The sequence below is a fragment of the Polyangium jinanense genome, from assembly GCF_028435265.1.
Classification (GTDB): domain Bacteria; phylum Myxococcota_A; class Polyangia; order Polyangiales; family Polyangiaceae; genus Polyangium; species Polyangium jinanense.
This window is the reverse complement of sequence record NZ_JAGTJK010000069.1, coordinates 1-12,020: the sequence shown is the minus strand read 5'-3', so window position 1 is coordinate 12,020 and position 12,020 is coordinate 1. Positions and strand designations below refer to the sequence as shown.

13 protein-coding genes are annotated in these 12,020 nt (G+C 64.0%); 10 read left to right on the top strand and 3 right to left on the bottom strand.

The annotated features are described in order from the left end of the window. Positions 1 to 63 precede the first annotated feature (63 nt). The 7 genes from KEG38_RS49220 (at position 64) to KEG38_RS49190 (ending at position 5,504) form a co-directional block, all read left to right on the top strand. The gene (locus tag KEG38_RS49220) at positions 64 to 441 is read left to right on the top strand and encodes a VOC family protein (protein ID WP_272419724.1); all 378 of its coding nucleotides are present in this window, start codon (positions 64 to 66) and stop codon (positions 439 to 441) included. A gap of 177 nt (positions 442 to 618) precedes the next feature. Then, positions 619 to 915 carry a hypothetical protein gene (locus KEG38_RS49215; RefSeq protein ID WP_272419725.1) on the top strand — a complete coding sequence of 99 codons (297 nt, stop codon included), beginning with the start codon at positions 619 to 621 and terminating at the stop codon, positions 913 to 915. Between the two features lie 192 nt (positions 916 to 1,107). Next, positions 1,108 to 2,223 carry a hypothetical protein gene (locus tag KEG38_RS49210; RefSeq protein WP_272419726.1) on the top strand — a complete coding sequence of 372 codons (1,116 nt, stop codon included), beginning with the start codon at positions 1,108 to 1,110 and terminating at the stop codon, positions 2,221 to 2,223. 125 nt (positions 2,224 to 2,348) lie between these two features. Then, positions 2,349 to 2,960, top strand: coding sequence for a hypothetical protein (locus tag KEG38_RS49205; RefSeq protein ID WP_272419727.1), 612 nt, complete (start codon positions 2,349 to 2,351; stop codon positions 2,958 to 2,960). Positions 2,961 to 3,026: 66 nt separating this feature from the next. Continuing rightward, on the top strand, positions 3,027 to 3,707 hold the full coding sequence (locus tag KEG38_RS49200; protein ID WP_272427905.1) for a GyrI-like domain-containing protein: 681 nt from the start codon (positions 3,027 to 3,029) through the stop codon (positions 3,705 to 3,707). Between the two features lie 125 nt (positions 3,708 to 3,832). Continuing rightward, positions 3,833 to 4,486: a glutathione S-transferase family protein gene (locus tag KEG38_RS49195; RefSeq protein ID WP_272419729.1), complete on the top strand. Its 654-nt coding sequence runs from the start codon at positions 3,833 to 3,835 to the stop codon at positions 4,484 to 4,486. 43 nt (positions 4,487 to 4,529) lie between these two features. Continuing rightward, on the top strand, positions 4,530 to 5,504 hold the full coding sequence (locus KEG38_RS49190) for an alpha/beta fold hydrolase (protein ID WP_272419730.1): 975 nt from the start codon (positions 4,530 to 4,532) through the stop codon (positions 5,502 to 5,504). 11 nt (positions 5,505 to 5,515) lie between these two features. Here KEG38_RS49190 and KEG38_RS49185 read toward each other — a convergent pair whose 3' ends face one another. Continuing rightward, entirely contained in the window at positions 5,516 to 6,544 is a 1,029-nt protein-coding gene (locus tag KEG38_RS49185; protein WP_272419731.1) for a LysR family transcriptional regulator, read from the bottom strand. Between the two features lie 116 nt (positions 6,545 to 6,660). Here KEG38_RS49185 and KEG38_RS49180 point away from each other — a divergent pair, with 116 nt between their 5' ends. From KEG38_RS49180 to KEG38_RS49170, 3 genes are all read left to right on the top strand, one after another. Then, entirely contained in the window at positions 6,661 to 7,026 is a 366-nt protein-coding gene (locus tag KEG38_RS49180; protein ID WP_504970457.1) for an NADH-quinone oxidoreductase subunit B, read from the top strand. A gap of 121 nt (positions 7,027 to 7,147) precedes the next feature. Next, positions 7,148 to 7,363 carry a hypothetical protein gene (locus tag KEG38_RS49175; protein WP_272419732.1) on the top strand — a complete coding sequence of 72 codons (216 nt, stop codon included), beginning with the start codon at positions 7,148 to 7,150 and terminating at the stop codon, positions 7,361 to 7,363. After that, complete coding sequence (locus KEG38_RS49170) at positions 7,360 to 8,721, top strand: hypothetical protein (RefSeq protein WP_272419733.1); 1,362 nt, start codon at positions 7,360 to 7,362, stop codon at positions 8,719 to 8,721. The genes KEG38_RS49175 and KEG38_RS49170 overlap by 4 nt, the downstream gene beginning before the upstream one ends. Positions 8,722 to 9,054: 333 nt before the next feature. On the opposite strand, the gene KEG38_RS49165 is transcribed toward KEG38_RS49170, so the two are convergent. Further along, positions 9,055 to 10,413, bottom strand: coding sequence for a DUF1254 domain-containing protein (locus KEG38_RS49165; RefSeq protein ID WP_272419734.1), 1,359 nt, complete (start codon positions 10,411 to 10,413; stop codon positions 9,055 to 9,057). Between the two features lie 804 nt (positions 10,414 to 11,217). Then, positions 11,218 to 12,020 (bottom strand): sensor histidine kinase (locus KEG38_RS49160; protein WP_272419735.1); only part of this gene is annotated, 803 nt, incomplete at its 5' end.

The window sequence follows — 12,020 nt, the reverse complement described above, 5'->3', positions numbered from 1 at the left end:
TTTGTGGCGTGGCTTAATTCAGACGGTAGGCCTCGCGCAGGCCCACACACTTCAGGAGAACTCATGTTTGACCACGTCAAATTCGGAGTCAGCGACTATGCAGCGAGCAAAGCGTTCTTCCTCAAGGCACTCGAACCGCTCGGCGTAGCTGTTGTCTCGGAGGGGCCGCCGACGTACGGTGTCGAACTTAGCCCAAAGGGTGGTAAGGCTTCATTGTGCCTGTACCAAACCGAGGAGAAGCCGGCGCATCTTCACTTGGCGTTCACGGCCGAGAATCGCCAGCAAGTCGAAGCTTTCTATCGCGCGGCTCTGGAGGCGGGTGGCAAAGACAACGGTGCGCCTGGTCTGCGCCCGCAATACCACGCGAACTACTATGCAGCTTTCGTCATTGGTCCGGACGGGCACAACATCGAAGTGGTTTGCCACGAACCCGAGGCCTGACCCTTCGTTGCACCCGACGTGCTAAAGCAGGCTTCGCCTGCTTCTGCCCGCGGGTGAACTCAAACGTTTGGCGGAAACCGACCAACCGGAGCATAAGGCCATGCCAGGCAGGCTTCGTCGGTGGAACGTAATCAACAGAGGCGTTGACCTCGCAAGAAAAACGGAGTGATCAGGCACATGTTGGAGTGGTTGCGAAATGCTTGGCGAAAAGCCTTCTCTTCACGGGCAGAGTTGCCTCAGGTCGAGCCTGCCGTGCAGGTCGCGGTGGCCCGTTGCTATCGCGAATCATTCCCCGAACGCATGAATCCACCCGTGTCGTTTTCCATTGTTGCCGACGAAAATGACTACTTCGTTGTGGCGGCAAGCAACCTTGAACCCGGATGTCTGGACTTCTTTCGTGTCGCCAAGGATACTCATCTCGCAACACTGGTCGAAGAAGACCAACTCAAATACCGTCCTCGAAATCTCAAGTGACCACGCGATGAACACCGACCGGCTGCCCCGACGGGTTCTCGCGAAGCGTTGGGCGGGCAGCCACCCTCTAGACGGCAGCTTCGTTCCGGCTCGGGCTGAGCCGAGGGGCCGCGAGAGGGCCATCGGCAGAAGCGTCGCGCTCGCGTCTCGCCAGTCGCAAAAGGGTGCAGAGACCTGCTAGGTTTGCCCGCCGTGGTTCACCGGATCCTGCTTCAACTGCGCCTCACCCTTTACACGCGTGCGCCCGAGGCCTTCGCCTTCGAGCTATCGGAGCGCTTCCGGCAGCTCCGGATCGCCGGGATGGTGGACGGGCGCGTCCTGCCGGACGGCGAGGTGAGCGCGCTCCTCCACGGGCTGACGTCGCTTGCAGGCGAAGCCATCCCCTCGCTCACCCGGCGCAACCCGAGCGTGGCGCTCAACGTCGTCGAGGTTGCAAGGCTCGCTTCGCTACGGGCCGGCGTGGAGCAGGCGCTCGTGGCCCGGGCCCCCCACCTCGGCCCCTTGCTCGAGGTCTTCGGGGCGCGCCCGGCGGCGCGGCAGTACCGGCTTTCCACCTGGCTCACCGACTTCGCGGCGGTGACGGGACGGCTCCGCAAAGTCTCCCCTGACGATTTCGTGGACGCGGTCGGCGAGGGCCTGGATCCCTGGGCCGAGTACGACAAGATAGAGGGCCGATGGCAGTTCCACGAGAGCGGCTCCGCGGAGGTGCGGTGGCTGCTCTCCGCCATCGGCTGCGAAGACGACCTCGCCACTCACAAGGGGAAGCGCTGGGTTCACACCTTCGACCACCGGGACGGGGACGCCTGGGAAGAGCTGCCGAAGATGATCGGCGTGCCAGAGGACGAGGACTTCGACGCCGAGCTCCAAGCCTGGAGGGAGAGCGAAGAGACCATGGATGTGTTCGATTTCGTCGACCTCTGCAACGCCCGCGCCCATGCGCTGGGGTGCGAGCTGCGCCTGTTCTCCGTCGAAACCCACGGAGACGACCACCTATTCGTGGCGCTGCCGCCTCTGGCCTGCAAGTCCGCGGTGGAGCGCGGACTCCTCGAGGTCACGCCCTATGTGCCGCATCTGTCGACGAGGCCACGCTGGTCGCTGTGGCACGCCGGCGTGGTGCTGCTCGCCGGCGTGCTCGCCCTCGCCCTCGCCTACGCTCTCTACCCAGCCGCACGCACGTCGATCGAAGCCGTTTGCCTCCTGGGTCCTCTGATGCTCGCGATCATCTGGGGGAATCGATGGATCGAGCGCACCCTCGCCGCGCGCTTCCCAGCGGTGGTGCGCGCGCTCAAATCGCTGCGAGAGCGGTGAGCTCCACCCGCATCGGAAGGCAGAACCGCCCAACGACGTGTTGCAGACCGACGGAGCACGCCGCCTCGCTCCGCTCGGCAGTGTATCCCGCGGCTGAACAGTGCGTTATGCCGAGAGGATGAGTGATGCGAATAACCTCGCAGGCAGACGCTGAGCGGTTCCTTCGCGCGACACAAGCCGGAGCCGAGTTCGGGTTCAAGCTCTCGCACACATCATCATGGCTTGAATATCTGCAACTCCTGCTCAAGGAAGCTGCAACTTGGTGCGCCATGCGCATCGACCACTTGTCGCCGAAGGACTGCTTCCGCCAGGAAACTGTCCGCCCGCGAGTTTTACCCCGTGACCGCTGGGACTGCGTTAGAGATATCGCCTACAATCGGCGCCGCGCGCTCGAAGGGCGCCGAATTGCGCTTCCTTCAGCGCACGAAGGAAGACTGCTCGTGTACTTCCCGGATCTGGACCTCGCAGACGGTGCAGCGGAGGTCGCTTCAAACGGCTTCTTCGATGTAAACAACGCGCCTCCGTATGGAAGCTGGGTCGCCTATTTCGAGGACAACGACGCTGAGGCGTCTTCTCGCTCGATTCTGCTGTCGTGGGTGCCCGATGCGTTCATCCCGCTTGCAGACGCGGGCGTACAGGTAAATCCAGAAGGATGCATCGTGTGGCTTGATGAGCTTGCGTCACCTCTACGTCAGGCAGTCGTATATGTCGGGTTCAACTACCGATGTCCGGCATAACGAGCAGCTGGATCCAACGACGCCCGCCGCGTGGAGGACTGAAGTCTTGCGAATAACAGGAATGTCATGGGCACGCTGCAACCTCGACCTCGGCGGGTTTCGCGGCTCACCCGCAGGCCGTTCGCCGTCATTGGAGGGCTCGTGGGCAAGATTGATCTCAAGAGCGAGTTGAAAGACCTGTACAAGCCTTCCGCAAAGGAGGTGGTCGAAATTGACGTTCCTGCGTTCAACTTTCTGATGGTCGATGGCGAAGGGAATCCCAACACATCCAAGAGTTACAAAGAGGCAGTAGAGGCTCTCTATTCCGTTTCATACACCATAAAGTTTGCACTGAAGAAGGAGAAGGGACTCGACTACGTGGTCATGCCACTTGAAGGCCTGTGGTGGGCGGACGACTTGACTAGCTTCAACCGCGATGAAAAGGAAAGCTGGAAATGGACAATGATGATCATGCTGCCGCCGGAAGCTGCAAAGCAGATCGTCCAGTCGGCGATTGCCAGCGTTCAAGACAAGAAGGGACTGCCCGGCCTTGAAGGCATTCGCTTTGAAACATTTAGAGAAGGTCGGTGTGCGCAAACATTGCATGTAGGCCCCTTCTCGGCGGAAGGTCCGACAATCCAGCGGGTGCATGACTACATATCAAGCCGTTCTGCCCTTAGGGGCAAGCACCATGAGATCTATCTGAGCGACATTCGAAAGGCGGCACCTGAAAAATGGAAGACAATCATCCGTCAGCCAATGGAATGACGGCTAACGATTCATTCAGGCCGACGCCGCTTCGCGGCGCGGCTTCATTCAGACGTTAGGCAGACTTTGGCATGTACAGCGTGCCAGCCCCGCAGCCAATGATTTTCGCCAAGAGGAGCTTCGAAATGACCATCACCATTACCGCCTTTGAACGATCGCCCGATGGCGGCAAGGGACTGGCGCGTGATACGCGCGTTCGCTGGGCGCTTGAAGAAGTGGGCCAGCCTTACGAGGTTCGGCTTGTTTCGTTCCGTGCGATGAAGGAACCCGCGCATCTGGCGCTTCATCCTTTTGGCCAGATTCCGACCTATGAGGAAGGCGATCTCGGCCTGTTCGAGACAGGAGCGATCGTGTTCCATATCGCCGAGCGCCATGCGGGCCTGCTGCCAGAGGATGCCAATGCCCGGGCGCGTGCGATCACGTGGATGTTTGCCGCGCTCAACACGGTGGAGCCGCCGATCCTTGAACTCGGAAACGCCAGGATCCTGGAGAGCGATAAGCCCTGGAGTAACGAGCGCCTGCCTCTCGTCGAGGATCGCGTCCGCAACCGGCTGAAACAACTTTCCGCTCGCCTGGGCGATGCCGAATGGCTCGACGGTGCATTCAGCGCGGGCGACCTGATGATGGTGTCGGTGCTACTCAGGCTGAAATCATCGGGCATTCTGAACGAATTTCCGAACCTGGCCGCCTATGTCGCCCGCGGCGAAGCGCGGCCCGCCTACAAGCGGGCTTTCGATGCTCAAGCGGCGATCAACACCGGCAAGCCACCGACCGGCTGATTGAGATCCGGCCTGGGCTCGAAGTCGTCATCCGTCATCTACGATGGCCAGTTTGTTCACTCAACGCGCCGAGCGGACTGCGGGGAGCATTGATGCCGGTATTTTTCGCGTACTTAGACCTGAACCACTTCATCACACTTGCGAAGCTGCGGCAGGCAGGGACAGTTCCATGACGACCTGGATCCGTGAAGTCTGCGAAACGAACGGCATCAACATCCACTACCTCCGAACTGGAGGCGCCAAGGATCCCGTCGTTCTGCTCCATGGATTGATGGGGAGCGGCGCCTGCTGGACTCCCCTGGCGCGGGCGCTCGAAGGTGAATTCGACGTCGTCATGCCCGACGCCAGAGGGCACGGCGGTTCGAGCGCGCCGCACCACGGATACCGGTACGACGATCACGCGAGCGACGTCGTAGGCCTCATCCGCGGCCTTTCGCTCTCTCGTCCGGTTCTGCTTGGCCACTCGATGGGCGGCATGACCGCCGCGGTGGTGGCGAGTCGAGGGGCGGGGATCATCCGCGGCCTCATCCTGGTCGACCCGACGTTCTTGAGCCCCGAGCGCCAACGCGAGGTGCGCGACAGCGACGTCGCCGATCAACACCGCCAGGCCCTCGGCTTACAGAAGTCGGACCTCGTTGCGCAGGCCCGAGCCCGACACCCGCGTCGCTCGCCCGAGATCGTCGAGCTTCAAGCCGAGGCGAGATTGAAGACTTGCATGGGCGCGTTCGACGTACTCACGCCGCCCAACCCCGCGTATCGCGACGTGGTGAGCGCGATTGACGTCCCGAGCCTGCTCGTCATGGGTGACTGTAGCCCCGTCGTCACGCTCGAGATGGCAACGGAACTGCGGAGTCTCAACCCACGTGTACGAATCGAACAGGTACAGGACGCCGGCCACGGCCTTCCGTTTGAACAACCCGAGCGCCTGGGAGAGGTAGTCCTGTCGTTCTTGCGTGAGCTGGTGCAAGAAAACTCGACGTTCAGCGCGACATCCACGGGGGATGATGTCTTGCTGTAGCTGGGGAGCATTTATTGGCGATCATCCGAGACCTCCCGGGCACTGTGCTCAGAATTCGTGATCTCGAGGAATGAGCGTACGAGCGGATCCTCTTCGTCAGCGGCGCGCCATACGGAGCGACCAAGGATGACGACGTCCAGGCCACGAACCCGCTTGAGGACCGCTCCAACTCGGATGAAGGGTGCGGCGCTCTCCGTAAAGAAGCTGAGGCCCTCGCCGCTCGCGACGAGCGTGACGAGGGCTTCGTTGTCCGCCTCCTCGTGGGCGATCTCGAGCGTTTGGCCATGCGCTCGGAACGCGGCGATGACGTCATCATAGAGCCGCGGACTCCGCTTGCGCGGGATCCATAGGAAGCGCTCGTTCTTCAGGTCGGCGATCCGCAGTGTGCGTCGTGTGGCGAGTCGATGGCTCTTCGACATTCCCACGCTGAGACGATCGCGAAACAGCACGCGGAAGTGGACGAGCGGGTTTTCTACCGGCGGATGATAGCCGTACCCTAGCGAGATTTTGCCATCGCGCAGAGCGGCGACCTGCTCCTCACTCGGTAGCGGCACGAGGCGCACCTCGACGCGCGGATGACGTGCGCGGAACATCTGCACGACCCTGGGCAGCAGGCCGCTGTAGGCCATGCCGCCCTCGAATCCGACCACGACCGTTCCGATGCGGCCCTGCGCCGCCTCGAGGGCGTCCTCGACCGCGCGCGTGGCGCGTGCCAGCGTGGCGCGCGCACCTTCCAGGAAGCTACGGCCGGCGGGGGACAGCTTTACCCCGCGTCCTTTGGCGATGAAAAGCTTGGCGCCGATCTCCTCCTCGAGCTGGGCGATCTGCCGGCTCAACGGCGACTGCGAAATGTGAAGCCGCTCGGCGGCCCTTCCGAAGTGCTCCGTTTCAGCGACAGCGACAAAGTACCGCAGATGACGTAGCTCCCATGATTCAGACCTATAGGGTCTGGAACCGTTGCGATCAATGTCATGGTCGTATCGAACGCGAGGTCGTACGTTCTTCGACACATCGAAGCGGCCCTGCTCGAGGTGGACCATGTGCCCAACGAACGGCGCGCCAGCCGTCGTGGAACGACCCTTCAATGCGGGGAATGCTCGGCCCGTGCGCTTGCTGGACACGTGGGACCCCTCCAATGGTAAACACGAATCGCACTGTGACCTTCCACGACGGCGACGGTGGCTTCGCCACCACGCGCCTCGAAGCGATGCTTGGGTGGGCGCGCAAGTACTCGCTCTTCTGCTATCCGTTCGTGACTGCGTGCTGCGGCATGGAGTTCATGGCGCTTTCCAGCCCGCGCTTCGATCATGCACGCTTCGGCGCGGAAATACCGCGCTTCTCGCCGCGTCAGGCGGACCTCCTTTGGGTTGTCGGAACCATCAGCCAGCGTCAGGCGCCGGCGCTCCGTCGGATCTACGAGCAAATGCCGGAGCCGAAGTACGTCCTCGCGTTTGGCACTTGCGCCAGCTCGGGCGGCTTCTACCCCGCCCCGGCGTGGTCAAGCCGCGCACGGATCCGCTGAAGGACTTGGTTCAGCTTCGCAAGAAGAGCGAAGAGTCCACATGAGACGTGATTCGCGCCGAAATCAGGACAGGCGGAGCGACAGCCCCCCGGCTTTGCCGGGGGATTCTTACAGGGTGGCCATGCTGACCCGTGTCAAGGGATGGCTTACAGACAGGCGTGTCCCGCTGCTCGTCGCGCTTCTCGCGATTCTCCTGCTTCTGCCTACGCTCGGGGCGGGGGCGTTCATGGACGATCACGTGCACCGGATGGCGTATCATCCGACGTTCACGCAGCCCGGGGGCCCCGCGGCGACTGGGATCTTTTCCGCTTCCTTGGAGACGATCCTGGCGCGTTGAAGTCCCTCCGCGATCAGGGGCTATGGCCGTGGTGGACCGTCGACGGATTCAAGCTCGCGCTCTTCCGCCCCCTCGATTCGCTGTGGCACGCGCTTGATTACCGCGTCTGGCCGAACGCGCACTGGTTCATGCACGCCGAGAGCATTCTTGTCTTCGCAGCGACGGCCTTCTTCGCGGCCCTCCTTTATCGAAGGCTGCTCGGCGCCACGGTCGCCGCAGGGATCGCCGCGCTGATCTTCGCGGTCGACGACGCCCATTCGACGGACATCGGCTGGGTTGCGAACAGGCACGCGGTCCTCTCGACGCTGTTCGGCGTGCTCGCGCTCGTCGCGCACGATCGTGCCCGCCGGGACGGCTGGAAGCCGGGCGTCTTCCTCGCGCCGCTCGCGCTCCTCGGGGCTGTGTTCTCTGGAGAGAGCGGGCTCAGCGCCCTCGCGTATCTCTTCGCCTACGCCCTCTTCCTCGATCGCGCACCCCTGCGCTCCCGCGCGGTCGCGCTCCTCCCGCACGTCGGGGTTGCTCTGGTCTGGTTCGCGGCATACAAGCTTGGCCGCTATGGCGCCGCCGGCGGCGCGTTCTACATCGATCCGCTGCGACAAACGGGGGCGTTCATCCGCGCGGTGGGTGTGCGTCTGCCGGTGCTCCTCGCCGGGCAGATGGCGGCGCCGCGCGCCGACGTGTGGATACTCTGGCCGCCGAATGAGACACGCAGCCTCGTGTCGATTTGCCTGCTCGTCTTGCTCGTCGTGGGGGGCGGGATCTTCGCCGTGCTGCGCCGTGATCGCAATGCCGCGTTCTTCGCGCTGGGGATGGTGCTCTCTCTGCTGCCAGCTTGCGCGGTTTGGCCGAGCGATCGGCTCTTGCTCTTCGCGGGGATCGATGGCGCCGAAGGACGGACGCTCGTGGTGGTGAGCGCGCCCGATAGCATGATCGTGAATACGGTGATGGCGGCGTGGGTCAACGAGACTGCGCCGTTGCCTTCGGCGCTCCGCGTGCTCTCGACGGCGGTCGGCGGGACGCTGAAGGTCGGCCGCGCGGACGATCGCACACTGTCGGTGACCCTCTCGGACGGCTTTTTCCGTGATCCGATGGCGACCGTGTTCCGGGACATGCAGAAGGCCCCGCTGCGCATGGGAGACCGCGTCCCGGTCGGGGCGATGGTGGCGGAGATCGTGTCCGTGACCGAGGATGGCAAGTTGCCTTCGCGAGTCGATTTCCATTTCGATCGGTCGCTGGACGATCCGTCGATCGTGTGGGTTGTCTGGGAGAAAACCCGATTCGTGCCGTTCGTGGCGCCGAAGGTTGGGGAAACGAGGGATCTTGTGGTCGTGTCGTATCAGACGGCGGTTGGCGGGTAGCGCGGTAGGGAAGCTCCTCGACGCGATGACGGTGGCCACGCGCCGAGGTAGCACCCGTCGGTGCAGGCGACCCAAGGAAGCGCAATCCAAGCTCCCGCCGGTCCTTCGGTTAAGGTCCTCCTGCTGCTCCACCGCATCCGCCGGCCCCCGAGGTGCCGCCATGGTCGAGGTGATCCCCGAGTTGGCGGGCTACGCCGAAGAAAAGGCACCAGGGGAGCGCGACCCGAGGCGCCCTTCCGTCTACAAAGGCCGTGGTTCCGAGGATTTGACGGACGCAGAGCTACCGGAGCGGAATTCGACTCCGCCTCCACTCCCGCGCCCGCCTGTCGAGATTCAGGTCGCTCGCGAGATCGCGGGTGGGTGCCAATCTGCATTGACCGCCGGCAGCTTCGGCCAGTACAGCCGCATGGTGAGGTTGAACGCGCCTTGCTGTGGTGCCGGCAGCCAGTTCGACCGCCTCGGATCGGCCTCGTCCATGGAGCGCTGGACGTACAGCGTCACGGAGCCATCGGGGCCCTTGGCCAGGTTGTTTCGCGTGCCCAGCGAGAAGCGGTCGATGGCGTTCGGGACCTGGTATCCCTGCTCGTCGTACATCGTCACGGACCAGAAGGCGTTCACCGGTGGCAGTTTGTCGGCCTCGAAGCGCAGCGTGTAATGCATGGCGCTGTCCAGCGCGGTGCTCGTGGAATCCTCGTAGCCGACCGGATAGATCGCGTCCTCCGGGAGATTGGCGCCCAGACCGATCAGGGCAATGATTGCGCGGCGGAGGTAGCTCGTCCCGTAGGTCCCCATCAACTCGTTCGCGTAGGTCCAGCCATCCGTCATCGGCGTGATGGAGACCTGCTTCGCCTTCATCTGGGCGAGGGCGTCGGGGGCCGCTTTCTTGAAGGCGTCTTGCACCGCCGCCGGGGCTGCGTTGAGGTCGAACGGCTGGCCCGCCACGAAGCCTGCCCGCGCCAAGCGCGCGAGGATGGGGTAGTCGTTGAAGTGCGCCGGAATCCGGCGCATCAGGTCCGCGCCATAGGCGAAGAACGCCGCGGGCGTCATCTCCTCCACGATGTCCATCGGCTCGTCGAGGCTGATGTCATCGCCGTCTGACCCCTCGGGCGGCGGCGGCGGCTGCCCGGCTTCGTAGGCGGAGAGAGGGATGATCTGGAGGCCATTCTGGAACTCGTGCACGCTGGCATAGTCGGATTCACCATTGCACTGCGTTCGTCCGATGATCCAGACATACGGCGTCGACGCGTCGATCCGTTGCAGGTTCAGGGCCGGGTTGATCGTCCCCTTCCACCCCGGGCCGACGATGACGAGCTGCTGGGCCGCTGTCCCCGTCGTGCGGGGGCCGGGGCAGGCGAAGACATCCGTCCACATGTCGAGCATGGGCAAGAGGTAGTAGCGTCCACCGGACGCAGGGACCTTGATGACCATGGGCTCGCGCACGAGATCGAGCCATGCGCTCGAATAGAGCGTGTCGAAGTTGGGTCGCACCACGGTGCGGTCTGCCGCCCCCGGGAAGCGCGGGTTATTCATGAACACGTTGGCCGGGGCTCGCCAGGCGGCGAGGTCGATCTCCTTGACGTTCGTCATCTGCCGGCGCGTCACGTCCATCAACACGAGGGGATAGAGATATGTATATCCCTCGCAGCCGATCTCGTATGCCGTCTCGAAGTCCAAATCAGCGTTCGTCGCCATAGGCTCCTTTCATCGAGCGCGCAGCGCTCGACGTTCCATTCGCGGGTAGGAAACCGCTCTCCTGGGACCAGGTTCCGTCGCGCTCCGCGCTTCGCTGCTGCTGAATGCCTCAATCGCGAAGGGCGCGACTCACCCCCGTGAGCGATCGCGGCGATTCTGCCGAGATCGCTCACGGAGCGTCAATCCGTCGTCATCCTCCATCGCTTCAGGCGAGGATGCAACCGCGAAGAATGCATCCGCCTGCTTATCTTGCGTTTCATGGACAGTCCGCTGCCGTTTCTGTACAGGCGAATGGTCACGGCTCCGTGTCGACGGAGCCCCCGGCCGTTGCCGACAAGCGCAGCGAGCATGTCGACGAAGCCCCCGGCCGTTGCCGACGAGCCCGGCGAGCATGTCGACGAAGCCCCCGACCGTTGCCGACGAGCGCGGCGAGCATGTCGACGAAGCCCCCGGCCGTTGCCGACGAGCGCGGCGAGCATGTCGACGAAGCCCCCGACCGTTGCCGACGAGCGCAGCGAGCATGTCGACGAAGCCCCCGGCCGTTGCTGACAACCGCAAGCGAGCATGTCGACGAAGCCCCTCCTCGTTGCCGACGAGCCCGGCGAGCACGTCGACAAAGCCCCTCCTCGTTGCCGACGAGCCCGGCGAGCACGTCGACAAAGCCCCTCCTCGTTGCCGACAAGCGCGGCGAGCATGTCGACGGAGCCCCCAGCCGTTGCCGACGAGCGCGGCAAGCACGTCGACAAAGCCCCTCCTCGTTGCCGACGAGCGCGGCGAGCATGTCGAGACCGCTCGAGGCAACCGCTACGACGACAAATCCCCCGGGCACTCGGTCGAGAGCGGCAGCTCGACGCAGAAGGTCGACCCCCGGCCGACCTCGCTCGACAAGCGAATTCGGCCCCCGTGCGCCTCGACGATGGTGCGGGTGATGTAGAGGCCGAGCCCGAGCCCCCCGTAATGCTTCGACGACACGCCGCGGCGAAATCGTTCGAAGAGCTGCGCCTGCACTTCGGCCGGGATCCCGATCCCGCGGTCCGTCACCGACAGCCGCGCCACCCGATCTTCCCGGGTGATGGCGATGTCGATCGGCTGGCGTTCCCCGAACTTGATCGCGTTGGTGAGGAGGTTGGTCACGACCTGCTCCAGGCGGTGCGGGTCCCACCGGCCGATGACCGCCTGCTCCGCGCGCACGGCGAGCGCGCAGCCTGATTGCGCGATCTGATCGCCGAGGTGGGCGACAACCTCGTCGACGAGCGCGCGCAGCTCGACGGGCGTTGTGTGCAGCTCGAGCCTCCCCGCCTGGATCCGGGAGACGTCGAGGAGCATATCGACGAGGTCGCCGAGGCGCTTGACCTGACGGCCCGAGAGGGCGACCGCGGAGCGCACGCGCTCGACGTCCATGCCCCGCGCGAGCCTTTGCCCCAGCGATTGAATGGCGAGCTGTAGGCTGGTGAGCGGGGTGCGGAGCTCGTGCGAGGCAATCGAAAGGAAATCGTCCCGCAGGTGCACGGCCTCCTCCGCTGCCGTGCGCGCGCGCCGCTCGTCGAGGAGGAGCTGATCGCGCTGCTCTTCGGCGCGCACGCGCGCGGTGATGTCGCGGAAGCTCC